Below are 24,722 nucleotides of genomic sequence, written 5' to 3'. Positions count from 1 at the left end.
TGCTCCGTACATCACATGCAGGTTAACGCACCACCGCCGGTTTACGGGCGCAGGTTGACGTTAATTGTCTCCTGCGGACGGCCATTGGCACCGAGGCGGCGAGTCTCATTGTTCTGGCGATCGGCAACATCCAGTACTTCCTGGTTGTTCACCAACTCGGCCAACGTAATATTATTCAGGAATCCGCTGATGCGCTCGCTCAGGTCGCGCCACAAGGTATGGGTCAGGCAACGGTCACCGCCCTGGCAGCCCTCTTTCCCCTGGCAACGTGTAGCGTCCACGGACTCATCAACAGCGGTAATCACCGCACCAACCGCAATGTCACCGGCATCTTTGCCCAGCAGGTAGCCGCCACCGGGGCCGCGCACGCTGGCAACCAGACCGTTTTTACGCAGGCGTGAAAACAGCTGCTCCAGATAGGAGAGGGAAATTCCTTGGCGTTCAGAGATATCCGCTAAAGGCACCGGCCCTTCCTGGGAGTGCAACGCCACGTCCAGCATTGCGGTTACCGCATAACGACCCTTTGATGTCAGTCTCATGGCTAATCTTACCTGTTGGGGGATTGAATATGGCCTTGAGTCTGCCATTCCCGACTATTTCAGTCAACTATTTAACCGAGTAAAACAGTCAAGTATTAGCCACCCGGCCTGAGGCCGGGCATTCAGCGGCCTATCGCTCAATCATAGGCCGCTGAAAATCAGGGGGTTAAGGGCGCTGTTTCTCGATGGAACTGAGGATGCCACGCAGGATGTTCAGCTCCTGGCTCTCCGGGCGGGCGCGAGTAAACAGGCGGCGCAGGCGGCTCATGATCTGCCCAGGGTGCTGCGGGCGGATAAAGCCGGTCTGCAACAATACCTGCTCCAGGTGCTCATAGAAGCGCTCCAGATCGTCTACCAGCGGGTACTCCACCTCTTCCGGGGTCGCCTCGCCCGCCTCCTGCCGCGCCAGCCAGGCAACGCGCACCTCATAGGCGATCAGCTGCACTGCCATCGCCAGATTCAGCGAACTGTACTCCGGGTTGGCCGGGATGCAGACGTGGTAGTTGCACTTTTGCAGCTCATCGTTGGTCAGCCCAACGCGCTCACGGCCAAACACCAGCGCCACCGGGGCGCTTTCGGCGGTCATGGCGCTCTTTACGCCGCACTCACGCGGTTCCAACATCGGCCACGGCAGGGTGCGCGAACGGGCGCTGGTGCCGACCACCAGACTGCACCCGGCAATCGCCTCATCCAGCGTATCAACGATGGTGGCATTGCCAATGACGTCGCTGGCACCCGCCGCCAGAGAGATGGCCTGCGAGTCAGGCTTAACCAGCGGGTTGACCAAATAAAGGTTGGTGAGGCCCATGGTTTTCATGGCACGGGCGGTGGAGCCCATATTGCCGGTGTGGGAGGTTTCAACCAGAACAATGCGGATATTGTGCAGCATAGGAACTCTGAGGGTTGCGGAAAATCGTGACATGCTAACACAACCGTAGGTATTTTTCAGAACCCCTGCTATACTGCGCGCCGTTTCCCGTTCTTTAACATCCCAGTTGGAAGATATCCATGCATCCGATGCTGACCATCGCCGTGCGCGCTGCGCGCAAGGCCGGTAACCTGATTGCCAAACACTATGAAACTCCGGACGCTGTAGAAGCGAGCCAGAAAGGCACCAATGACTTCGTCACCAACGTCGACCGTGACGCTGAGCACCTGATTATCGACGTGATCCGCAAGTCTTACCCGAAGCACACCATCATCTCTGAAGAGTGCGGCGAACTGCCGGGCGAAGATGCTGATGTACAATGGATTATCGACCCACTGGATGGCACCTCCAACTTCATCAAACGTCTGCCGCACTTCGCGGTCTCCATTGCCGTACGCATCAAAGGCCGTACGGAAGTGGCCGTGGTTTACGATCCAATGCGCAACGAACTGTTCACTGCGACCCGCGGTCAGGGCGCACAGCTGAACGGCTACCGCCTGCGCGGCAGCAATGCCCGCGACCTGGATGGCACCATCCTGGCGACCGGCTTCCCGTTCAAGCTGAAGCAGCATGCCACCCCTTATATGAACATCGTCACCAAGCTGTTTACCCAGTGCGCTGACTTCCGCCGCTCTGGCTCCGCTGCGCTGGATCTGGCCTACGTGGCTGCTGGCCGCGTGGACGGTTACTTCGAGATTGGCCTGAAGCCGTGGGACTTCGCCGGCGGCGAACTGCTGGTGCGTGAAGCGGGCGGTATCGTGACTGACTTCGTTGGCGGCCACAACCACCTGCACTCCGGTAACCTGGTGGCAGGTAACCCGCGCGTGGTGAAATCCCTGCTGGGTGCCATGCGTGAAGAGTTGAGCGAAGCCCTGAAACGTTAATTTTGCTGTATAAATTTCTTGATGCCGCCCAATGGGCGGCATTTTTTTTGCCTAAACCCCGCTGACGGCACGACAGAAGTGTGATGCCGCTTCAAAGGCCGGATGAAACTGCCCTGCATCCGGCGCAGGCGCCACGCGCCTTTGCTATGCTTACACCTCCCCACCCACGTGCGACAGTCAGAAGGTGTTCATGAGCCCGGCCACTCCACCTGCGCCTGAGCTCTCCGGTCAACAACGGCGCTGCCATATTATTTTGCTGTTATGCGCGCCCTCCCCTGTGACATGCCTGGAGAAGATCAGCCAAATCAATGGCGTTGACCTCCCCACCACCCGGCAGGATCTGGCCGACGTGGCGAGTGAAATCCAGCGTTTCCACCATCTGGCCCTGACGGCCGATGGGGCGGCGGTATGCCGCATTGAGGGTACCATCCTTAATCATCGTTTATGTTTCTTCCATGTGCTGCGACGGGCACTGCGCGCCTCCCCTGACTTCACCCGGCAACAGGGGGCGCTGCTGCTGCATGAGGGGCTGGCGGCATTCCACCGGCTGGAAGCCAGCGAGACCGATGGCCTGTTGCAGGCGCTGGTGGAGCAGGCGGAGGTGCGGCTGCGGCGCCCGTTTAACGCCCGCGACCGCCACTTCCTCTGCCTGTTTATCAAGTACTGCCTGAACCATCACCACCAGCTTTGCCATCCCGATTTCAGTCCACAGCAGCGCCGTTGGCTGCGGCAGAAGAGTGAGGCCGCCGCCGCGGCCTGGCTGGCCGGTGAGCTATGCCACCACTTTTCCCTGCCGTGGCGCGAAGCGGAGGAAGATTTCCTGATCCTGCTGCTCACCCTGCTAAAGACCCACAGCTATGACAGCAACGACACGCCGGAAGACCAGCGGCTGATGGAGGAGATCCACCAGCTGATTGGCCGCTTCCAGCAGTTGTCAGGCATGAGTTTCAGTAGCCAGCAGGGGCTGGCCGGCCAGTTATTCGCCCACATGGGCGCGGCGCTGGAGCGCTGCCAGTTTGACATTGGCATCGATCACACCCTGTTGGCGGAGGTGGTGCGGCTGTACCCGCGCCTGATGCGCACCACGCGGGAGGCACTGGCGGGATTTGAGGCGGCCTATGGCATTAGCCTGTCGCCGGAGGAGATTGGGCTGATCGCCATCAGCTTTGGCGCGTGGCTGATGCAGGACAATGCCTTGCAGGAGAAGCAGGTGCTGCTGCTGACCAACGGCAATCCGGCGCTGGAGACCGCGGTTGAGCAGCATATCCGCGAGGCGACGCTGCTGCCGCTCACCCTGCGCTACCGGCCGCTGGAGCAGTTCCTGCGTGAGGGCGCGCCGCGCGGCGTGACGCTGGTGGTCTCGCCCTACGCTTGCGCGCCAGACAGCGTGTTGCCGACGCTGCATATCACGTTGCCGCTGGAGAAGGCGCAGCGGCTGCAAATCCGCGCCCTGCTGGAAAGCCCCTGAACTAGCGGGCCGTCGGTGCCACCTGCGGCCGCAGGAAGATGGCCGGCAGCGCCACCAGCGCCATCACCCAGAACAGGTGCTGGTGCAGGTGCTGGAACAGGAAGCCGGAGAGCATCGTCATCACCGCAATGCCGCCGCCCATCGCCAGCGCCGAGTAGGCCGCCTGCAACCGGATCACTTCCCGCTCGCCGCGCGCGGAGATAAAGCGCATCGCCGCCAGGTGGCAGACAGTGAAGCTGCCGCAGTGCAGAATCTGCATCACCAGCAGCCACGGCAGGTCAATGAACGCCCCCATCAGCAACCAGCGCACCACCCCGCAGCAGGCGGAAAGCATTAGCAACTGGCGGGCGCTCCAGCGCTTGAATAGCTTCTGGCTAAAGGTGAAGATCACCACCTCCGCCACCACCCCCAGCGACCAGAGGTAGCCCACCACCGCCGCCGAGTAGCCCGCCTCCTGCCAGTAAAGCGCGCTGAAGCTATAGTAGGCGGCGTGCGCCCCCTGCATCAGCGTCACGCATAACAAGAAACGTCGCACCGCCGGCTGGCCCAGCAGCTCACGCCACGGGATCGCCCCGCTCTCCCCGCGCGTCGCGCCACGCGGCATCACCGCTGGCCGCAGCAACATGCCGACCAGCATCGCCGCCAGCCCGGCCGTCAAGGCAACCAAAATGGCCGGGTGGCCGTAGACCGCGATCATCTTGCCGATAAAGGCGGAGCCAATCACGAATGCCAATGAGCCCCACACCCGCACCCGGCCATAGTCGAGGCCAATCTGCCGCTGCCAGGTGGCGGCCAGCGCATCGCTCATCGGCACCAGCGGGCCAAAGAACAGGTTGAAGCCGGCCATTACCATCAGCAGCCAGGCCCAGTGGTTGCCGAACCAGAAGGCCGTGCAGCCCACCAGCGCCAGAAAGGCCATCAGCCGCAGCGCCGCCACCAGCCGCGACGGATCTTTTACTGCCGGGGCCAGCAGCAGGGTGCCGCTGAAGCGCGCCACCATGCCCGCGCCAAGCAGCAGGCCGATGCTTTCGGCGTCCAGCCCCTCCCCTTTCAGCCAGGTGGCGAAGAAGGGCAGGAAGATGCCGTAACAGAAAAAGTAGGTGAAGTAGCTGAGCGCCAGCCAGATGGGGGAAGGCAGAACCATTGTCTCTCCATTTACAGGTTATCGGGCCGCCGCGGCGGCCTGAGTCAGGCCGCTACTGTAGCGCAAATTTCCGGCGGCCACAGGCAAAAAAAAGGCACTGCCGAAGCAGTGCCTTCTGTTGCGGGGCGCGTCTGGCGCGCCGGCAATTATGCGTAAACCGGCAGGCGGGCGCAGATCTCCAGCACTTGCTGTTTCACACGCTCGATGGTCGCTTCGTCATGGATGTTGTCCAGCACGTCGCAGATCCAGCCAGCCAGCGCGCGCACGTCATCTTCTTTGAAGCCGCGACGGGTGACCGCCGGGGTACCGATACGGATACCGGAGGTGACAAACGGGCTTTTCGGATCGTTCGGCACGCTGTTTTTGTTGACGGTGATGTTGGCGCGGCCCAGTGCGGCGTCAGCATCTTTACCGGTCAGCTCTTTGTCCACCAGATCCATCAGGAACAGGTGGTTCTCGGTGCCGCCGGAGACCACTTTGTAGCCGCGCGCCAGTACCACTTCCACCATTGCCTTGGCGTTTTTGGCCACTTGCTGCTGGTAGGTTTTGAACTCTGGCTCCATCGCCTCTTTCAGCGCCACAGCCTTACCCGCGATGACGTGCATCAGCGGGCCGCCCTGACCGCCTGGGAAGACAGCGGAGTTCAGTTTCTTATAGAAATCTTCATTGCCGCCCTTCGCCAGGATCAGGCCGCCGCGCGGGCCAGCCAGGGTTTTGTGGGTGGTGGTGGTGACGATGTGTGCGTGAGGAACCGGGTTCGGGTAGACACCCGCCGCTACCAGACCGGCGACGTGCGCCATGTCGACGAACAGGTAAGCGCCGATGCTGTCTGCGATTTCACGCATTTTTGCCCAATCAACAGTACCGGAGTAGGCGGAGAAGCCACCGATGATCATTTTCGGTTTGTGAGTCTCGGCCTGCTGCGCCAGATCAGCGTAGTCAATTTTGCCGCTCTCATCGATGCCGTAAGGCACGACGTTGTAGAGTTTGCCGGAGAGGTTAACCGGGGAGCCGTGAGTCAGGTGGCCGCCGTGCGCCAGGTTCATCCCAAGGATGGTGTCACCCGGTTGCAACAGTGCAGTGTAAACGGCGAAGTTAGCCTGGGAACCGGAGTGCGGCTGGACGTTGGCATAGTCAGCGCCAAACAGCGCTTTTGCGCGGTCGATGGCCAGTTGTTCGACGATGTCGACATACTCACAGCCGCCGTAGTAGCGCTTGCCCGGATAGCCTTCCGCATATTTGTTGGTCAGCTGGGAACCCTGAGCCTGCATAACACGCGGGCTGGTGTAGTTTTCTGAGGCAATCAGCTCAATATGCTCTTCCTGACGAACAACTTCCTTCTCCATTGCTTGCCACAGTTCGGCATCATAATCGGCAATGTTCATTTCACGCTTTAACATCTGCTTCTCCTGACTCACACACTCAATTAAACAACCCCTACGGGTGATGGGCCACAGTGTAAACTGTTTTTGCCTGTCGCCATAGGGCTGAGGCCAGGTTTTTACGCAAACGATTGGCTTCAAGCTGCACAAGGATTCTACCCCATGCCCTTCCCGCAGGTGCAACCCGCTTTTCCTAACCGGCTGTGGTGAATATTTACCTTTGCGGGCTGGCTCTCAAAATAACAAATCCTTAACAAAAACAGGTCTATTTACAACTACCTGCGACTTATATAAGATGCATTTAAAATACATCATTTAGATTGGTTATCTTCGACGCCCTGCGTCTCCAGGAGCACACCATGCTGGACTCACAAACCATTGCCACCATCAAATCGACTATTCCCGTGCTGGTTGCCACCGGCCCAAAACTCACAGCGCACTTTTATGACCGGATGCTTGGCCGCCATCCCGAGCTGAAAAATGTCTTTAACATGCGCCACCAGAGCAACGGTGATCAACGCGAGGCGCTGTTCAATGCCATTTGTGCCTATGCTGCCAATATTGAGAACCTGCCCGCCATCCTGCCCGCCGTGGAGAAGATTGCGCAGAAGCACGCCAGCCTGAATATCCGCCCGGAGCAGTACGCGATTGTCGGTGAGAACCTGCTGGCGACGCTGGATGAGCTGCTCAGCCCCGGTCAAGAGGTGCTGGATGCCTGGGGCAAGGCGTATGGGGTGCTGGCTGGGGTCTTTATCCAGCGTGAGGGGCAGATCTACCAGGAGACCGCAGCGCAGAACGGCGGCTGGGAAGGCACCCGCGATTTCCGCATCGTGCGCAAGCAGCCGCAGAGCGAGATCATTACCAGCTTTGAGCTGGCACCGGTGGATGGCGGCCCGGTCGTTGATTTCCACCCGGGGCAGTATGTGTCGGTCTATGTGCAGGACGCCGCCTGGCACACCCACCGCCAGATCCGCCAGTACTCCCTGACCGCCGCACCGAATGGCCGCAGCTACCGCATCGCGGTGAAACGTGAGGATGAGGGCGCGGTCTCCCGCTACCTGCATCAGGTGGCGCAAGAGGGCAGCGTAGTGCAACTCGCTGCGCCGCACGGTGATTTCTTCATGGATGTGCAACCGGAAACGCCTGTGACGCTGATCTCCGCCGGCGTTGGCCAGACCCCACTGCTCTCCATGCTCCACACCCTGAAGGCGAAGGGGCACGCCGCGCCGATCAACTGGCTACATGCCGCCGAGAATGGCCGCCTGCACGCCTTTGCCGGTGAAGTGGCCGAACTTGCCGCCGCGCTGCCCAACCTCTCTCGCCACGTCTGGTATCGCCAGCCGGAAGAGAAGGATATCGTGGGCGTGGACTATCACAGCACCGGCTGGATGGATCTGGGGGCGATCGCGCCGCAACTGACAACGCCGGGGATGCACTTCTACCTCTGCGGCCCGGTTGGTTTCATGCAGTTTGTTGCCCGCCAGCTGCTGGATGTCGGCATCCCGGCAGAGAACCTGCACTATGAGGTGTTTGGCCCGCACAAGGTGCTGTAAGCCAACGCAAAAAGGGCGCCCGAAGGCGCCCTTTTTTATGGCGGGGAGCGGGCTTAGATCGCCTCTTCATCCTCTTCGCCGGTACGGATACGCACCACGCGGGAGACGTCAAAGACAAAGATCTTACCGTCGCCGATTTTGCCGGTCTGCGCGGTGCGCATGATGGTCTCCACGCAGGTGTCCACGATGTCATCGGCCACCACAATCTCGATTTTCACTTTCGGCAGAAAATCGACCATATACTCCGCGCCGCGGTAGAGTTCAGTGTGGCCCTTCTGGCGGCCAAAGCCTTTTACTTCGGTGACCGTCATGCCGGTAATCCCGACTTCGGCCAGTGCTTCACGGACATCATCCAGTTTGAACGGCTTAATGATCGCGTCAATCTTTTTCATGGCGAACCCTTTCTTTTACATAATATGCGGCTCAAGGCCGGAGGTTTTCGTCTGACATCTCGTGCCGGGCGGCGGCGCACGCCCACTGTCCGACAACGATTGCCTGCCCGGCGCTGGCCATGGTGGCCTGTTAAGTATGGCAGTTGCCCACTATCCTGCCCTGCCCGGTGCGACAATAAGCCTGCGAGTGTAAAACATTCTGGCCGGTTTGTTTAGCCACCTGCGACGGCTAATCCTTAAAGTCGTTGGCATCCAACTCGTGGCGCGACAGCAGCTTATAGAACTCGGTGCGGTTGCGCCCGGCCATGCGCGCCGCCTGCGTCACATTGCCCTTGGCAATCTGCAACAGCTTACGCAGATAGTGCAGCTCGAACTGGTTGCGCGCCTCGGCAAAGGTCGGCAGCACCCGGTTCTCTCCCTCCAGTGCCTGCTCCACCAGCGCGTCACTGATCACCGGTGCGGAGGTGAGCGCCACGCACTGCTCAATCACGTTAACCAGTTGGCGCACGTTGCCCGGCCAGCTCGCCGCCATCAGCCGTTTCATCGCATCGGAGGAGAAGCTGCGCACAAACGGCTTGTGGCGCTGCGCCGCGGCGCGCAGCAGATGGTTGGCAAGCAGCGGAATATCCTCTGGTCGCTCATTCAGCGCTGGCAGCTTGAGGTTGACCACATTCAGGCGGTAGAAGAGATCCTCACGGAACTCGCCGCGCGCCATCACCTTTGGCAGGTCGCGGTGGGTGGCGGAGAGGATGCGCACATTGACCTCCAGATCGCGGTTGCTGCCCAGCGGTCGCACCTTGCGCTCCTGGAGCACCCGCAACAGCTTGACCTGCAACGAGAGCGGCATGTCGCCAATCTCATCGAGGAACAGCGTGCCCCCCTCCGCCGCCTGGAACAACCCCTCACGCTGGCTGACCGCGCCGGTAAAGGCGCCCTTGGCATGGCCGAACAGCTCTGACTCCAGCAACTGCTCTGGCAGCGCGCCGCAGTTGATGGCGATGAACGGCCGTTGCGCGCGCGGGCTGGCGGCGTGGATCGCCTGCGCCAGCACCTCCTTGCCGGTGCCGCTCTGGCCGTTGATCAGCACGCTGACGTCCGACTGCGCCACCATCCGCGCCTGCTCCAGCAAACGCAGCATCAGTGGACTGCGGGTGACAATAGCCTCACGCCAGCGCTCATCCGCCGCCGGGGCGGTGGTCAGCGCCAGCGCCTCGTCGATCGCCTTGTAGAGCGCATCGCGATCCACCGGCTTGGTGAGGAAGCTGAACACGCCCTGCTGGGTGGCCGCCACCGCGTCCGGGATGGAGCCGTGGGCGGTCAGGATGATCACCGGCATCCCCGGCTGGTGCTTCTGGATCTCGCTGAACAGCGCCATGCCATCCATCTCATCCATCCGCAAATCGCTGATCACCAGATCAATCTTTTCGCGCGCCAGCAGCCGCAACGCCTCCTGTCCGCTCTCGGCGGTGGTGACGCTGAACCCCTCGCTGCTCAGGCGCATCCCGAGCAGCTTCAGCAGGCTGGGATCGTCATCCACCAGCAGCAGGTTGGCGGGTTTACGTTGGGTCATCCTGGCCCTCCTTAGTGGTCGCCGGCAGCCGGCGGGGTGTAAGTCTCATCGGGATCGACGCGGCGATGGCCCTCGCCGCCCTCCGGCAACTCGCCCTGCAACTGCTTGCGCGAGGAGAGGCGGCGTTCGATGTCGGTCAGGTTCTCCAGCTTCTGCTGGGTGTCGCTGAGCTTGTCCTGAAGCAGCGCCTGCGCCTGATGCAGCGCCGCGATCTGGCTGGCGTTCGCCTCCTGGGCGCGCTGAGCCTTCGCCCGCTCTTCGTTCAGCACAATCTCCAGGTTCTGGCGCTCCCGCCAGAGCTGCACCAGCGGCCGCAGTGAACCAGGCATCTCGGCGCGGTACTGGTTGACCCGCGTGAGCAGCTGGCGGCGGCCCGCTGGCGTCGGGTCGGCGCTGGAGAGCAGGATGCTCTGGCGGAAGGCGCTCTCCCAGGAGTCCACCACCATTGATTGGCCGAGCCGCTGGGCCTCGGCGGGGCCGAGCCGGTCGGCGCAGTCAATCGCCCGCAGCCAGTAGAGGGCATTCTCGATGCTCTCTTTGCCCTCCAGATCCCACAGGGTTTCACAGGCGGCGACGCGGAAGTCGATCACCTGCTGGTCGGGCAGCGCCTGCAAGGGGGCGTGGGCGGCACCCTGGCCGCCGCCCTGCATACAGCTGGCCAGCATCGGCAGCAGGCCCAGCGAGGCCAGTAGCCGCCCGCCGCGCACCGCCCGGGCCACTCCCGCTCCCCGCTGTAGCAGAGAGCCAAATATGCGCATTGTCATTGTTCGTGATTCCCGGCTGGTAACGGCAGTTCAATTCGGAAACAGACATCAGCATAGGCCACCTTGATCAGCTGCAGATCGCCCTGCATCCGGCTGATGCAGTCATGGGCAATGCTCAGCCCGAGGCCACTGCCCTTGACCGCGCCCTTGCGTTGCTGGCTACCCTGAAAAAATGGCTCAAAAATCATCGCTTTCTCACTTTCGGCAATCGGCGTGCCGCTGTTGGCGACCTCAATGTGTAGCCGGTTGCCAGCCTGACGGCTGCGGATCCAGATGTTACCGGATTCAGCCCCGTAGTGCACCGCATTGGAGTAGAGGTTGTCGAGCGCGCGCATCAGCAGCGTCGGTTCGGCGCGGCAGTGGGTCGCCGCCAGATCCAGGTGGGTGAGGATCTGCTTGGCGCGCGCCGGCAGGCTGTGGGCGGAGACCACCCGCGCCACCATCTCCGGCAGCGCCACCTGCGCCTTCTCCGCCGGGCCATCTGACAGCTTGCGGTTGTAGTCGAGCAGCTGCTCAATCAGGGTTTGCAGGTGGCGACTGCTCTTGTCGAGGATGGCCACCACCTCCTGCTGGTCGCGGGTCAGCGGCCCGGCCACCTCATCCGCCAGCAGCTCCGTGCCCTCGCGCATACTGGCGAGGGGCGTTTTCAGCTCGTGGGAGATGTGGCGCAAAAACTCATGGCGCTGCGACTCCAGCCAGGCGAGCCGCTCACTGAGCCAGATGATGCGCTGGGCCAGCGACTGTAACTCTCGCGGGCCGTGGAACATCACGCTATTGCCGAGCGCCCGCCCCTCCCCCAGCCGGTTGATCATCCGCTCCACCCCCTTCACCGGGCCGATGATCATGCGGGTGAAGAGGGCCACCAGCATCACGCTGAGCAGGAACAGCATCAGCGCCTGCCAGCCGAAGTAGTGGCCGCGCTCGGCAATCGCCTGTTGCAGCTGCTGGCCGCGCGAGAAAATGATATTGCGGGTGGCCTGCACCATCTCGGCGTTGGATCGGGAGAAAAGCTCCAGCCCGGCCGAGGCCTGCGGGCTGGGGCCGCTCTGTTGGCAGGCCATTGTCGACAGCTGGCCGAGCAGCGTATGCAGCGTCTGGTAGTAGCGCGGATCGGGCAGGATGGTGGCGTGGGCATCCAGCATCTGCGCATAGCGCTGGCGCTGATCCTGATAGAGCCGCGCCAGCGTGGCGTCATCCAGCACGCAGTACTGGCGGTAGCTGCGCTCCATCTCCAGCGCCACGCTGGTCATCGCCTCGCTGCGCCGCGCGTCGCTCAGGGTGGTACGGTTGATATCCGCCGCCTGGGCGCTGAGGTTATCGAGGCTCTCATAGGCCTGATAGGCCAGCACCAGCAGGGGCAGTAGCACCAGCAAAAAGGCCATCAGCACCAGCTGACGTAAGGAACGGGGGAAGAAACGCCAGCTTTTCAGCGTCAGCCGTTGCAGGGTGGCGAGGCGGGTGTTGAATCGCATGTGTGACCGGCTCCTTGCACAGGGAAATGCGGGCAACCCGCCGCCGCAGTATACCCCAGCGCCGGGCCGGGCAGAAAACCGGCAAAAAAAAGCACCGCTAATGCGGTGCCTGATGTATGGGCCGTTTGCCCAAGGTAGAGACCCTGACACTCGTGGGTGTCGGTGGAGGCGGCCAGGGCCTGGCCCCCGCGGGGGCCAGCCGCACGGTATGACCCTGCGGCGGAATGGGTGGATGCGTGATAACGTTCCCAGGCTGATGAACACTCATCAAAGGTGGAACGGTCGGCATCCGTCTTGCCCCTTGGGTAAGACGCTTACCGGCGGGGGGAGTTAAGGTTGGCGCCTCACTCAACGTGTCGTCCTGCGGGTGATAAAGCCAGCTGGCGATAATCGATGCGGTGGACGATAGGCACCTTGCTTTGGCGTCATTCGGATCTTATGGGGCGCATATTCCGCCGGGGCGGGGCCGTCATAAGTAAGGTGAATGAGCAACTGCGCAATAATATGCACATTGTATGCCAACTTTTCGGGTAATGCATTAAGTAGTTAGTTTTAAGAATAATTTTATGTGACACACTAAAAATTCAGTTAACTAACAAGGGATTACTTGCGCATTTTTGCGCCGCGCTGTCGCCAAAAACCGACACTTTTCTCCCTATAAATTTTAATCCATATAATTCAAGGGATTAAGTGTCTCTTTTTGACGACATCAAAAATGGCCGACGTCGCCATTTCCCGACAGTCATAAAAAAGGCGGCCCGCAGGCCGCCTGTTAATGCATGGGCTATTAGCCGAGCTGACGGCGCGCGTTGCGGAACATCCGCATCCACGGGCTGTCCTCGCCCCAGTTTTCCGGGTGCCAGGAGTTGCTGACGGTACGGAACACGCGCTCCGGGTGCGGCATCATTACCGTCACGCGGCCGCTGGCGTTGGTGACCGCCGTAATGCCGTTCGGCGAGCCGTTCGGGTTGGCCGGGTAGTTCTCAGTGACGTTACCCAGGTTATCGACATAGCGCAGCGCCACCAGCCCCTGATGCTCCAGCGTCGCCAGGTGGGCGTTATCACGCACCTCCACCCGCCCTTCACCGTGGGAGACGGCAATTGGCATCCGGGAGCCAGCCATCCCCTCCATCAGCAGCGATGGGCTGGCGGCCACTTCCACCAGACTGAAGCGCGCCTCGAAGCGATCCGACAGGTTGCGCACGAAGCGCGGCCAGCTCTCGGCCCCTGGGATCAGCTCCTTGAGGTTGGACATCATCTGGCAGCCGTTGCACACGCCCAGCGCCAGCGTCTGCGGACGGTTGAAGAAGTCTTCAAACTCGTCGCGCACGCGGCTGTTGAACAGCACGGATTTCGCCCAGCCCTCGCCCGCGCCCAGCACGTCGCCGTAGGAGAAGCCGCCGCACGCCACCAGCGTGTGGAAATCTTGCAGGTCACGGCGCCCCTCGATCAGGTCGCTCATGTGCACGTCCACCGCATCGAAACCGGCGCGATGGAAGGCGGCCGCCATCTCCACGTGGGAGTTAACGCCCTGCTCGCGCAGCACCGCCACTTTCGGCCGAGCCTGTTTGGCGATGTACGGCGCGGCCACATCTTCGTCTGGCGCAAAGGTCAGCTTGGCGTTCAGGCCCGGATCGCTGGCCTGCTGCTTGGCGTGGTGCTCCTGATCGGCACACTCTGGGTTGTCACGCAGGCGCTGCATCTGCCAGGTGGTTTCAGCCCACCAGGTACGCAGGGTGCTGCGGCTCTCGCTGTAGACCGCGTGGCCGTTGCTCTCGATCACAAAGCGGTCGCCCTCGGTGGCGCGTCCCAGATAGTGGGTGCACGCTTGCAGGCCGTGCTTCGCCAGCAGCGCCTCAACCTCTACACGCTGCTCCTCTTTCACCTGGATGACCGCACCCAGCTCCTCGTTGAACAGTGCCGCCAGCGCGTCATTGCCCAGCGCATGGATGTCCACCTCCAGACCGCAGTGGCCAGCAAACGCCATCTCTGCCAGCGTCACCAGCAGGCCGCCGTCGCCGCGGTCGTGGTAGGCCAGCAGTTTGCCCTCTGCCACCAGCGCCTGCATGGCGTTGAAGAAGCCTGCCAGCTGTTCGGCGTCATGCACATCGGCGGTGGTGTCGCCCAACTGGCGATAGACCTGCGCCAGCGCGGTGGCACCCAGCGCGTTGCGGCCGTTGCCCAGATCGATCAGCAGCAGCGCATTGTCGCCCTTGTCGGTGCGCAGTTGTGGGGTCACGGTGCGGCGCACATCCTCCACGCGGGCGAAGGCGGTGATCACCAGCGAGAGCGGCGAGGTCATCTCACGCGTCTCGTTGCCCTCCTGCCAGCGGGTCTTCATCGACATGGAGTCTTTGCCGACCGGAATGGTCAGGCCGAGCGCCGGGCACAGCTCCTCGCCCACCGCGCGTACCGCGTCATACAGGCCCGCGTCCTCGCCGGGGTGGCCCGCCGCTGACATCCAGTTGGCGGAGAGTTTCACCCGCTTCAGGCTGCCAATGTCGGTCGCCGCCAGGTTGGTCAGCGCCTCGCCGACCGCCAGACGGGCGGAAGCGGCAAAGTTGAGCAGCGCCACCGGGGCGCGCTCGCCCAAGGACATCGCCTCGCCGTGGTAGCTGTCGAGGCTGGCGGTGGTGACCGCACAGTCCGCCACCGGGATCTGCCACGGGCCGACCATCTGGTCGCGTGCCACCATGCCGGTCACGGTGCGGTCGCCGATGGTGATCAGGAAGGTCTTCTCCGCCACGGCTGGCAGGTGCAGCACACGGTTAACGGCGTCGGCCAGGGTGATGCCCTCGCGTTGCAGCGCATGGCCGGCCGCCTGTTGGCGCGTCACATCACGCAGCATTTTCGGCGTCTTGCCCAGCAGCACATCCAGCGGCATGTCGATCGGCTGGTTGTCGAAGTGGCTATCGTTCAGCGTCAGGTGGCGCTCTTCGGTCGCCTCGCCAATCACCGCGTACGGGGCGCGCTCACGGCGGCAGATCTCATCGAACTGCGCCAGTTGCGCCGGTGCCACCGCCAGCACGTAACGCTCCTGGGATTCGTTGCACCACACTTCCAGCGGACTCATGCCCGGCTCATCATTCAGGATGTCGCGCAGCTCAAACCGGCCACCGCGGCCGCCGTCGCTCACCAGCTCTGGCATGGCGTTGGATAGGCCGCCCGCGCCGACGTCATGGATAAACAGGATCGGGTTCTCTTCGCCCAGCTGCCAGCAGCGGTCAATCACCTCCTGGCAACGGCGCTCCATCTCTGGGTTGTCACGCTGCACGGAGGCGAAATCGAGGTCGGCGTCCGACTGGCCAGAGGCCATTGAGGAGGCCGCGCCGCCGCCGAGGCCGATGTTCATCGCTGGCCCGCCCAGTACAATCAGCTTGGCGCCCACGGTGATCTCACCCTTCTGCACATGGTCGGCACGGATGTTGCCGATGCCGCCCGCCAGCATGATCGGCTTGTGGTAGCCACGCAGCTCCACGCCATTGTGGCTGCTGACCTCTTCCTCATAGGTACGGAAGTAACCCAGCAGTGCCGGCCGGCCAAATTCGTTGTTGAAGGCCGCGCCGCCCAGCGGGCCTTCGGTCATGATGTCGAGCGCGGTAACAATGCGCTCCGGCTTGCCGAAATCCTCTTCCCACGGCTGCTCAAAGCCAGGGATGCGCAGGTTGGAGACGGAGAAGCCCACCAGCCCTGCTTTCGGTTTCGCGCCACGCCCGGTTGCGCCCTCATCGCGGATCTCGCCGCCGGAGCCAGTGGCCGCGCCCGGCCACGGGGAGATGGCGGTCGGGTGGTTGTGGGTCTCCACCTTCATCAGGATATGCGCCTCCTCCTGATGGTAGTCATAGCGTCCCTCTTTCGCGTCAGCGAAGAAGCGGCCCACCGTCGAGCCTTCCATTACCGCGGCGTTGTCCTTGTAAGCGGAGAGCACGTGGTCCGGGGTCTTCTCAAAGGTGTTCTTAATCATCTTGAACAGCGACTTCGGCTGCGCCTCGCCATCGATCACCCAATCGGCGTTGAAGATCTTGTGGCGGCAGTGCTCGGAGTTCGCCTGCGCGAACATATACAGCTCGATGTCGGTCGGGTTGCGCCCCAGCGTGGTGAAGGCCTGTTGCAGGTAGTCAATCTCATCCTGCGCCAGTGCTAGGCCCAGCTTGACGTTCGCCTGCTCCAGCGCGCCGCGCCCTTCGCCCAGCACATCCACATGCCCGACCGGAGCCGGCTGGTGGTGCGCAAAGAGCTGCTGTGCCTGCTCCAGCTCGCTAAAGACGCACTCCATCATGCGGTCATGCAGCAGCGCGGCCAGCGCCTGCCACTGCGCGTCCGTCAGGGTCGGCGCCTCAATATAGAAGGCTAGGCCGCGCTCAAGGCGCGTGACCTGTGTCAGGCCACAGTTATGGGCGATGTCCGTTGCCTTGGAAGACCACGGGGAGATAGTACCGGGGCGTGGCGTCACCAGCAGCAGGCGGCCTTGCGGGGCGTGTTCGGCGAGAGAGGGGCCATATTTCAGCAAACGCTGCAATTTGGTCTGTTCGTCGGCGCTCAGTGGCGCACTGACGTCGGCAAAGTGTACATATTCGGCGTAGACAGCGTCGACCGGCAGGCGGGCTTCCTGGCAACGGGACAGCAGTTTGTTAATACGAAAAGCCGACAAAGCGGGCGAACCACGCAGTATTTCCATCATTTCAGTTCTCTCGTCTTCGAAGCCGCAGGCAGGGCTTCATTGGGCGCAACAGGGGGAAAACGCGGGCCATTATAGAGAATCCCACTGCCAGACGAAACCGTTTGCGCAGGGATAATTACGATTAGTCCGCTTTTGCCGCCTTTTGGCAACCGGTGCCAATAAAGTTGCGTGTTGGCTTTTTGTTGAGCAAAATGCGTCGGCACTGGGATTTTACACATGCCTTAGCATGACCTAACACACGCAATGACATCGCGCCGCAGTGAGATAACTATTTGAAGCGCATACAATTAAATTACCTTTTTGTCGGGGCGGTAACGCTGCTCCTGGCGCTGGCCCTTTGGCCCGCCATTCCCTGGCACAGCAACCAGGGCGACCAGCTTGAGCGTATCCTGTCACGCGGCGAGCTGCGCATCAGCACCCTTAACTCCCCGCTGACCTACTACACCAGCCAGGAGGGCGCGGGTGGGCTGGACTATGAGCTGGCCCAACACTTTGCCGAGTATTTGGGGGTCAAGCTGGTGGTGCGGCCGCAGCGCAGCATTGATGACCTGTTTGACGATTTGGATGACCAGCGCGCCGATCTGGCCGCCGCTGGACTGATCTACAACACTGACCGGCTGGCCCGTTTCCGCGCCAGCCCCGCCTACTATTCCGTGTCGCAACAGCTGGTCTACCGGCAGGGCCACGCCCGGCCCAAAAACCTCGACGCCCTGAAGGGCCGGCTGGCGGTCGCCTCTGGCTCGGCCTACGTCACCACCCTGAAGCAACTGAAAGCGGGCAAGCACCCCAACCTGAGCTGGGAGTCGGTGGGCGATCTCTCGACGCGCGAGCTGCTGGAGCAGGTGGCGGACGGCAAGCTGGAGTACAGTATCGGCGACTCCGTGACCATTGGGCTGTTGCAGCGCATCCACCCGCAGCTGGCGGTGGCCTTTGACATCACTGATGAGGAGCCGGTCACCTGGTTCTTCCCGCGCAGCGGCAATGACAGCCTGCACGCGGCGCTGCTCGACTTCTTCAGCCAGATGATGGAGGACGGCACCCTGGCACGGCTGGAGGAGAAGTATCTGGGCCACGTCGGCAGTTTTGACTACGTGGACACCCGCACCTTCCTGGCGGCGATCGACAACATCCTGCCCGCGCTGCAACCGCTATTTGAGAAGTATGCGCGCCAGTTTGACTGGAAATTGCTGGCGGCCATCTCCTATCAAGAGTCACACTGGGATCCGACCGCCACCTCCCCCACCGGCGTGCGCGGCCTGATGATGCTGACGCGCGCCACCGCCGCTGGCCTCGGCATCAATGACCGGCTGGACTCGGAGCAGAGCATCCAGGGCGGTACGCTCTATCTGGAGCGGCTGATGGAGAAGGTGCCGCAGAGCGTGCCGGTGGATGAGCGTATCTGGTTTGCGCTGGCGGCCTATAACATGGGCTACGGCCACATGCTGGACGCGCGCAAGCTGACCAAGGCACAGCAGGGCAACCCGGACAGCTGGGTGGACGTGAAGCAGCGGCTGCCGATGCTCAGCCAGCGCCGTTACTACAACCAGACCACCTATGGCTATGCGCGTGGGCAGGAGGCGTATAACTACGTGGAGAATATCCGCCGCTATCAGGCGAGTCTGGTGGGCTATCTGGAGGAGCGAGAGAAGAAGGCCGCCCAGCAGGCGGCCCTCGATGCGCAGTACGCACGCGGTTACCCGGCGGTCTCCGCCGAGGCGGCCGGGCTGTAGCGCCTTACTGGCCGGCGGCGCGCGCCGCCTGTTTCAGCGCCTTCTGCTGGGCGCGGCGCAGGCGGAAGAAGTCGCTCAGCTGGGTGGAGCACGCCTCCGCCAGCACGCCCGACTCCACCTCAATCTGGTGGTTCATGCCGGGATGGCGCAGCACGTCGAGCAGCGAGCCGACCGCGCCGGTCTTCAGATCCTCCGCGCCATACACTAGCCGCCCGATGCGGCTGTGCACCATCGCCCCGGCGCACATCACGCACGGCTCCAGGGTCACGTAGAGGGTAGCGTTCAGCAGCCGGTAGTTTTGCAGCACCTGGCCGCCCTGCCGCAGCGCCATGATCTCGGCGTGGGCGGTAGGATCGTGGCGGCCAATCGGCCGGTTCCACCCTTCGCCAATCGGCTGGTTGTCCAGCACCAGCACCGCGCCGACCGGCACCTCCCCCTCATCCTGCGCGCGTTGCGCCAGCGTCAATGCGTGCCGCATCCAGAATTCGTGGTTATTTTCCTGCGTCACATTGACCTCATCATCTATTTGCCGCGCGCATTATACACGGCTGCTCCCCCCATTCTAGCCTCTCGCCACCCAACCCGCTGCCGCGAGCCGCCACGCGGCAAAACGCTAAGTGAATCACCTAACAAATCAGGGAGTTAATTTTTTCATGGTGCACTGGAAAGTGCCGTCTCTTTGCGGGAAATCAATTTGCCGCATCAATAACAGGACTATGGTGAGGGCCTACCCTACCCGGACAGGAGAGTTACCATGGCCATTTCCACCTTTTATATTCCCTCCATCAATGTCATTGGCGCGGGCTGCCTGACGCAGGCGGTCAGCGTGATGCAGGATCACCACTTCCGCCACGCGCTGATTGTCACCGACAGCGTGCTCAGCCAGCTGGGCGTGGTGGCGCAGGTGCAGGCGCTGCTGGCGGCGGGGGGCATCGAGAGCAGCGTATTTGATGGCACCCACCCCAACCCCACCTGCCAGAACGTGGCGGATGGGCTGGCGATCCTGCGCGCCAGAGCATGCGACTGCGTGGTGTCGCTGGGCGGCGGCTCCCCGCATGACTGCGCCAAGGGCATCGCGCTGGTGGCGGCCAACGGCGGCGAGATCAAGGATTACGAGGGCGTTGACCGCTCCGCCAAACCACAATTGCCGCTGATTGCCATCAACACCACCGCTGGCACCGCCTCGGAGATGACGCGTTTTTGCATCATCACCGATGAGGCGCGCCACATCAAAATGGCGATTGTCGATAAAAACGTGACGCCGCTGCTGTCGGTCAACGATCCGCAGCTGATGGCCGGGATGCCGAAGGGGCTGACCGCCGCCACCGGCATGGATGCCCTGACCCACGCGGTGGAAGCCTATGTCTCCACCGCCGCCGACCCGATTACCGACGCCTGCGCGCTGAAGGCCATCACCATGATCGCCAACAACCTGCCTACCGCGGTGGAGGATGGCGCGAATCCACAGGCGCGTGAGGCGATGGCCTATGCCCAGTTCCTCGCCGGGATGGCTTTCAACAATGCCTCGCTCGGCTATGTCCACGCGATGGCGCACCAGCTCGGCGGCTTCTACAACCTGCCGCACGGCGTCTGCAACGCGGTGCTGCTGCCCCATGTGCAGGCATTCAATGCCCAGGCGGCGGCTGGCCGGCTGAAAGAGGTGGCGGCGGCCATGGGAGTGGCGGTCGAGGGGATGGATGACACACAAGGGGCAGAGGCCTGCATCGCGGCGATCCGTGCGCTGGCGAAAGCGGTCGGCATTCCGGCGGGGCTGCGTGCGTTGCAGGTGCGCGAGGAGGACTTCCCGACGCTGGCGACCAATGCGCTGAAAGATGCCTGTGGCTTCACCAACCCGGTACAGGCCAGCCACGCGCAGATCATGGCGATCTTCGCCGCCGCCATGTAGCCAGCAAAAAGGGCGGAAATCCGCCCTTTTTTTCACCCTGCCCTGTTTCACTCCAGCTGTTGCAGCTCGCCCTCTTTGCTCACCCGGAAACGGTGCTCACAGAAGAACAGCAGCGGGTTATCCTGCTTGCTGTCGCTGTAGCCGCTGTAGAGTTTCAGCGGTGTGCCAAGGCGCTGCTCCAGCTGCACCACCTTCTGGATGCCGAGGCAGCGCAGCGGCAACACCCAGCCGCCGTTACGCCGCGCCATGCGGCTGCCAACCAGCTTCACCCGGTGCAGGAAATCGGAGCCGTGGTAGACCTGCTCCACCAGCCGCTGCGGCGATCCGGTAATCAGCCATACCTCGGCGTTATGCTTGTCGAGGTACTCGTTCAGGCGCATCTGCACCACCGGGAAGGCGGTTACCACGCTACGGAACCAGGTGACGAAACGCAGCTCCAGATCCTTGAGCCGCGCCTCGCTATGGCCAAACGTGATGGCCCATAGCAGCAGGCTCATCGGCCAGCGCGCCGCGCGGCCCCCCACCAGCAGCCCCAGCCCGATGACCGGCAACAGCGGCACCACCAGGATCAGGTTTTGCGGCATCCGCCAGAGCATGAAGCGCAAAAAACTGCCGAACATGTCCTGCTGGTGCAGTGTGCCATCCAGGTCAAAAAACACTACCCGTCGGGCCTGTGCCTCACTCAATCTCTACTCCTCAGGATCGTGGAAACCCAATATCCAGGTAAATATAAACCCTGCCACTACAGCGGCCAGATAGCCGGCCAGGTAGAGCACTACCTTGCCCGGCACCATGGTCAGCGCCAGCGGTAAACCGGAAATACCAAAAGTAATGACCGTAGCCACTTTCCAGACACTTATCAAGGCGCCGCCGACTGCCCCGCCGAGACAGGCGCCGATGAACGGCTTGCCGAGTGGCAGGGTCACGCCGAAGATCAATGGCTCGCCGATGCCCAACAGGCCAACCGGCAGCGCGCCCTTGATCACCTTTTTCAGCCGCGGGTTGCGGGTCTTTAGCAGCACCGCCACCGCCGCCCCAATCTGCCCGACACCGGCCATCGCCAGAATCGGCAGCAGGGGGTTGGCGCCGTGCGCCTGCACCAACTCCACATGGATCGGCACCAGCCCCTGATGTAACCCGGAGAGCACCAGCGGCAGGAAGAAGCCCGCCATCAGCGCGCCCACCAGCATACCGCCAGCCCCCAGCGCCAGGTTTACCCCGTGGATGATGGCGTCAGAGATCGCCCCACCCAGCGGCTGCACTATAATAATAGCCAAGCTGGCGGTAACGACGGTGGTCAGCAGCGGATTGACAATCAGCTCAAGCGATTCCGGCAGCCAGCGGCGCAGTTGCCGCTCCACCATGCACATCAGCGCCACCACCAACAGCACGGCGATCACCCCACCCCGCCCCGGCTGCAACGCCTCGCCGAACAGGGTGATCTGCGCCAGCGCCGGGCTGCTCAAAATACCGGCCATCACCCCGCCGAGCGCCAGTGAGCCACCAAACACCCTGGCGGCATTCACCCCGACCAAAATGTTCATGATGGCAAATACTGCACTGCCGAACAGCCCCAGTAGCGCCAGCACATTGGGGTAGTGGATGGCGAAATCGCCAGCGATGTCCGGGCGTTTCAGGATGTTCACGATGCCGGTGATCAGGCCGGAGGCGATAAACGCCGGGATCAGCGGGATAAAGACATTCGCCAACTTGCGCAGCGCCTCGCTCATGGGCGCGGCATACTTCTCTTTGGCCTGCGCCTTGTTGCGGGCGATCTCCTGATCCGCGGGCGGCGCCGACAGCAGGCCGCGCATGGCGTCTGTCACCTTGGCGGCCGCGCCCGGCCCGACGATAAACTGGTGCTGGTTGCCCTGCTTGACGTACCCCTTTACCCCCTCCAGCTGGCGCAGTGCCGCCAGCGCCAGTTGCTGCTCATTCCGCACCTCGACGCGCACCCGCGTCATGCAATTCTCCAGCTTCTGAATGTTGGCTTCCCCGCCGATGCCCTGTAACAGGCTGGCCGCCAGTGTTGTGGTCTTGTCCATGCCGCACCTCCCTGTCAGCCTAGAATCGCTGCCCGCAGATAGCCCCGGTGATTCGCCAGACGCTGCCGCGCCTCGTCCGCCCCCACCTGCGCCAGAATCATCAAGATGGCCGGTTTCACCTCAAAACCGGTCTGTTGCAGTGCCTGCTCCGCCTCGGCACGCGGCGCGCCGGTGGCCTCCACCACGATGCGGCAGGCGCGATCCACCAGCTTCTCATTGGTGGCTTTCACATCCACCATCAGGTTCTGGTAGACCTTGCCGCTCTTCACCATCGCGCCGGTGGAGATCATGTTCAGCACCAGCTTCTGCGCGGTGCCCGATTTCAGGCGGGTGGAGCCGGTCAGCGCCTCTGGCCCCACCACCGGGCTGATGGCGACCTGCGCCTCCTGGGCAATCGGCGAGTCCGGGTTGCAGGAGATGGCCACAGTGGCGCAGCCCAGCTGGCGCGCATGGCGCAGCGCGCCAATCACATAGGGAGTGCGCCCCGACGCCGCCAGCCCGACCACCAGATCGCGCGCCTCCAGGTTGATGGCCGCCAGATCCGCCGCACCGAGCGCCGGGTTATCCTCCGCGCCCTCCACCGCTTTCAGCAGCGCGCCCGGCCCACCGGCAATCAGCCCGACCACCACGCCGTGATCCACGCCAAAGGTTGGCGGGCATTCGGAGGCGTCCAGCACCCCCAGCCGGCCGCTAGTACCGGCCCCGAGATAGATGATGCGCCCGCCTGCCGCCAGCGCCGCCGCGGCCAGATCGACCGCTTGCGCCACCTGCGGCAGCACGGCGGCGATCGCTTCCGGCACCTTGCGATCCTCCTGGTTGAAGGCGGTGACCATCTCCAGCGTGGACATCTCATCCAGCGTTAGGGTGTTTGGGTTGCGGGTTTCTGAAACCAGTGCTCCTAGATTCATGGCGTTACCTTTGAATTTTTAATTCCAATAAAAAGATAATGATTGAATATTTTATTCTTTTAGACGAGCAAAATTTGCTATTTTATTTAGCAGGGTCTCGAAACCGTGATCGGTAACGCGCACGCACTGCGCGTGACACATCGTCAGTTCAGGAATGAAGGTATGAGTAGTCTTTTACGTATTCGCCAAATTTATCACTCGCTGGCGCAAAATGATCGCAAGCTGGCCGACTTTTTACTGTCGCATAGCGAGGACGCCCGCCACCTCAGCTCCCAGCAGGTGGCGGCACGCGCGGGCGTCAGCCAGTCCAGCGTGGTGAAGTTCGCCCAGAAATTGGGGTACAAGGGGTTTCCTGCCCTGAAGCTGGCGCTAAGTGAGAGCCTGGCAGGCAGCGATCAGCCGGTGGTGACGGTGCATAACCAGATCCTGAGCACCGACAGCCTGAAGATTGTGGGCGAGAAACTGCTGGCCGAGAAACAGGCCGCGCTGCGTGCCACCCTCGATATCAACAGCGAGGAGCGGCTGCGGCTGGCGCTGGAGATGCTGGCCAGCGCGCGGCGGGTGTTGCTGGTGGGCATCGGCACCTCCGGGCTGGCGGCCAAGGATCTGGCTTATAAACTGCTGAAAATTGGCGTGATGGCGAGCGCAGAGGCGGATACCCATGTCCAGCTTGCCACCGCGCAGGCGCTGACGGCGGAGGATCTGCTGCTGGCGATCTCCTTCAGCGGCGAGCGCAAGGAGGTCAATCTGGCGGCGGAGGTGGCGCAGCAATCTGGTGCGCGGGTGCTGGCCATCACCTGTTTTTCACCCAACCCGCTGCAACAGCGCGCCGACCACAGCCTCTATACAGTGGCGGAGCGCCCGGCGACGCGCGGCGCGGCCATCTCCGCCAGCACTGCGCAGTATGCGCTGACGGATCTGCTGTTTATGGCGCTGATCCAGCATGACGCCCAGCACGCGCCGGATCGCATCCGCCACAGCGAGGCGCTGATGAAGAAATTGGTTTGACTGGGATCAGGCGAGCCAGCCTTAACCGCGGCGGGGGCCGCGCGTTCTGCTATACTCCGCCCCCCGTATTCGATAGAGACCATCATGGCCCTGCTGATCACCAAGAAATGCATCAACTGCGACATGTGCGAACCGGAGTGCCCCAATCAGGCGATCGCCATGGGCAGTGAGATCTATGAGATTGATGCCACGCGCTGCACCGAGTGCGTCGGCCACTATGACGCCCCGACCTGCCAGCAGGTGTGCCCGATCGACAAAACCATCATCATCGATCCGCAGCACACCGAAAGCCGCGAGCAGCTCTGGGACAAGTATGTTGAACTTTATCTGGTGGAGTGAACCGCCCCG

Annotated in this window: 20 protein-coding genes; 7 read left to right on the top strand and 13 right to left on the bottom strand. The window is 62.4% G+C overall.

Annotated elements, in window-relative coordinates; translation table 11 throughout:
* Positions 1 to 41: 41 nt before the first annotated feature.
* On the bottom strand, positions 42 to 539 hold the full coding sequence (gene iscR, locus ACK3SD_RS04145) for a Fe-S cluster assembly transcriptional regulator IscR (RefSeq protein ID WP_137762392.1): 498 nt from the start codon (positions 537 to 539) through the stop codon (positions 42 to 44).
* Positions 540 to 705: 166 nt separating this feature from the next.
* Positions 706 to 1,428, bottom strand: coding sequence for a tRNA (cytosine(32)/uridine(32)-2'-O)-methyltransferase TrmJ (gene trmJ / locus ACK3SD_RS04140; protein WP_481126856.1), 723 nt, complete (start codon positions 1,426 to 1,428; stop codon positions 706 to 708).
* Between the two features lie 119 nt (positions 1,429 to 1,547).
* Between trmJ and suhB the strand changes: the two genes are divergently transcribed.
* Together suhB and csiE are read left to right on the top strand one after the other, a co-directional pair.
* The gene (suhB, locus tag ACK3SD_RS04135) at positions 1,548 to 2,351 is read left to right on the top strand and encodes an inositol-1-monophosphatase (RefSeq protein WP_481126855.1); all 804 of its coding nucleotides are present in this window, start codon (positions 1,548 to 1,550) and stop codon (positions 2,349 to 2,351) included.
* A 190-nt stretch (positions 2,352 to 2,541) separates the two neighbouring features.
* On the top strand, positions 2,542 to 3,819 hold the full coding sequence (csiE, locus tag ACK3SD_RS04130) for a stationary phase inducible protein CsiE (protein ID WP_481126854.1): 1,278 nt from the start codon (positions 2,542 to 2,544) through the stop codon (positions 3,817 to 3,819).
* A 1-nt stretch (position 3,820) separates the two neighbouring features.
* Here the strand turns inward: csiE and ACK3SD_RS04125 are convergent, their stop codons facing one another.
* Positions 3,821 to 4,963: a 3-phenylpropionate MFS transporter gene (locus ACK3SD_RS04125; protein WP_481126853.1), complete on the bottom strand. Its 1,143-nt coding sequence runs from the start codon at positions 4,961 to 4,963 to the stop codon at positions 3,821 to 3,823.
* Between the two features lie 146 nt (positions 4,964 to 5,109).
* The gene (gene glyA / locus ACK3SD_RS04120; protein WP_137762387.1) at positions 5,110 to 6,363 is read right to left on the bottom strand and encodes a serine hydroxymethyltransferase; all 1,254 of its coding nucleotides are present in this window, start codon (positions 6,361 to 6,363) and stop codon (positions 5,110 to 5,112) included.
* Positions 6,364 to 6,704: 341 nt separating this feature from the next.
* On the opposite strand from glyA, the gene hmpA reads away from it, so the two are divergent.
* Entirely contained in the window at positions 6,705 to 7,898 is a 1,194-nt protein-coding gene (gene hmpA, locus ACK3SD_RS04115; protein WP_481126852.1) for an NO-inducible flavohemoprotein, read from the top strand.
* Between the two features lie 53 nt (positions 7,899 to 7,951).
* Here the strand turns inward: hmpA and glnB are convergent, their stop codons facing one another.
* The 5 genes from glnB to purL all read right to left on the bottom strand — a co-directional run bounded on the left by glnB (position 7,952) and on the right by purL (position 16,774).
* Entirely contained in the window at positions 7,952 to 8,290 is a 339-nt protein-coding gene (gene glnB / locus ACK3SD_RS04110) for a nitrogen regulatory protein P-II (RefSeq protein ID WP_137762385.1), read from the bottom strand.
* A gap of 229 nt (positions 8,291 to 8,519) precedes the next feature.
* Positions 8,520 to 9,860, bottom strand: coding sequence for a two-component system response regulator GlrR (glrR, locus tag ACK3SD_RS04105; RefSeq protein ID WP_137762384.1), 1,341 nt, complete (start codon positions 9,858 to 9,860; stop codon positions 8,520 to 8,522).
* 11 nt (positions 9,861 to 9,871) lie between these two features.
* Positions 9,872 to 10,579 (bottom strand): two-component system QseEF-associated lipoprotein QseG, encoded by a 708-nt coding sequence (qseG, locus tag ACK3SD_RS04100; RefSeq protein WP_481126851.1) that lies wholly within the window; start codon positions 10,577 to 10,579, stop codon positions 9,872 to 9,874.
* A 41-nt stretch (positions 10,580 to 10,620) separates the two neighbouring features.
* On the bottom strand, positions 10,621 to 12,096 hold the full coding sequence (locus ACK3SD_RS04095) for a sensor histidine kinase (protein WP_481126850.1): 1,476 nt from the start codon (positions 12,094 to 12,096) through the stop codon (positions 10,621 to 10,623).
* Positions 12,097 to 12,883: 787 nt separating this feature from the next.
* Positions 12,884 to 16,774, bottom strand: a complete 3,891-nt coding sequence (gene purL, locus ACK3SD_RS04090) for a phosphoribosylformylglycinamidine synthase (RefSeq protein WP_481127490.1) — start codon at positions 16,772 to 16,774, stop codon at positions 12,884 to 12,886.
* Positions 16,775 to 17,049: 275 nt separating this feature from the next.
* Between purL and mltF the strand changes: the two genes are divergently transcribed.
* Positions 17,050 to 18,507, top strand: coding sequence for a membrane-bound lytic murein transglycosylase MltF (gene mltF, locus ACK3SD_RS04085; protein WP_481126849.1), 1,458 nt, complete (start codon positions 17,050 to 17,052; stop codon positions 18,505 to 18,507).
* 4 nt (positions 18,508 to 18,511) lie between these two features.
* Here the strand turns inward: mltF and tadA are convergent, their stop codons facing one another.
* Entirely contained in the window at positions 18,512 to 18,985 is a 474-nt protein-coding gene (gene tadA, locus ACK3SD_RS04080; RefSeq protein WP_137764891.1) for a tRNA adenosine(34) deaminase TadA, read from the bottom strand.
* Between the two features lie 276 nt (positions 18,986 to 19,261).
* Between tadA and yiaY the strand changes: the two genes are divergently transcribed.
* Entirely contained in the window at positions 19,262 to 20,413 is a 1,152-nt protein-coding gene (yiaY, locus tag ACK3SD_RS04075) for an L-threonine dehydrogenase (protein ID WP_481126848.1), read from the top strand.
* A 47-nt stretch (positions 20,414 to 20,460) separates the two neighbouring features.
* Here yiaY and yfhb read toward each other — a convergent pair whose 3' ends face one another.
* From yfhb to murQ, 3 genes are read right to left on the bottom strand one after another with little or no spacing between them, the layout of a single operon-like run.
* Entirely contained in the window at positions 20,461 to 21,099 is a 639-nt protein-coding gene (gene yfhb / locus ACK3SD_RS04070) for a phosphatidylglycerophosphatase C (RefSeq protein ID WP_137762379.1), read from the bottom strand.
* A 3-nt stretch (positions 21,100 to 21,102) separates the two neighbouring features.
* Positions 21,103 to 22,458, bottom strand: coding sequence for a PTS transporter subunit EIIC (locus tag ACK3SD_RS04065; RefSeq protein ID WP_481126847.1), 1,356 nt, complete (start codon positions 22,456 to 22,458; stop codon positions 21,103 to 21,105).
* Between the two features lie 14 nt (positions 22,459 to 22,472).
* Complete coding sequence (gene murQ / locus ACK3SD_RS04060; RefSeq protein ID WP_481126846.1) at positions 22,473 to 23,366, bottom strand: N-acetylmuramic acid 6-phosphate etherase; 894 nt, start codon at positions 23,364 to 23,366, stop codon at positions 22,473 to 22,475.
* Positions 23,367 to 23,528: 162 nt separating this feature from the next.
* Here murQ and ACK3SD_RS04055 point away from each other — a divergent pair, with 162 nt between their 5' ends.
* Together ACK3SD_RS04055 and ACK3SD_RS04050 are read left to right on the top strand one after the other, a co-directional pair.
* Complete coding sequence (locus ACK3SD_RS04055; RefSeq protein WP_137762376.1) at positions 23,529 to 24,374, top strand: MurR/RpiR family transcriptional regulator; 846 nt, start codon at positions 23,529 to 23,531, stop codon at positions 24,372 to 24,374.
* 84 nt (positions 24,375 to 24,458) lie between these two features.
* The gene (locus ACK3SD_RS04050; RefSeq protein WP_137762375.1) at positions 24,459 to 24,713 is read left to right on the top strand and encodes a YfhL family 4Fe-4S dicluster ferredoxin; all 255 of its coding nucleotides are present in this window, start codon (positions 24,459 to 24,461) and stop codon (positions 24,711 to 24,713) included.
* The last annotated feature ends 9 nt before the right edge of the window (positions 24,714 to 24,722 follow it).

Source organism: Chimaeribacter sp. YP20170169, assembly GCF_056739715.1.
This window is presented reverse-complemented; position numbering and strand designations above follow the sequence as displayed.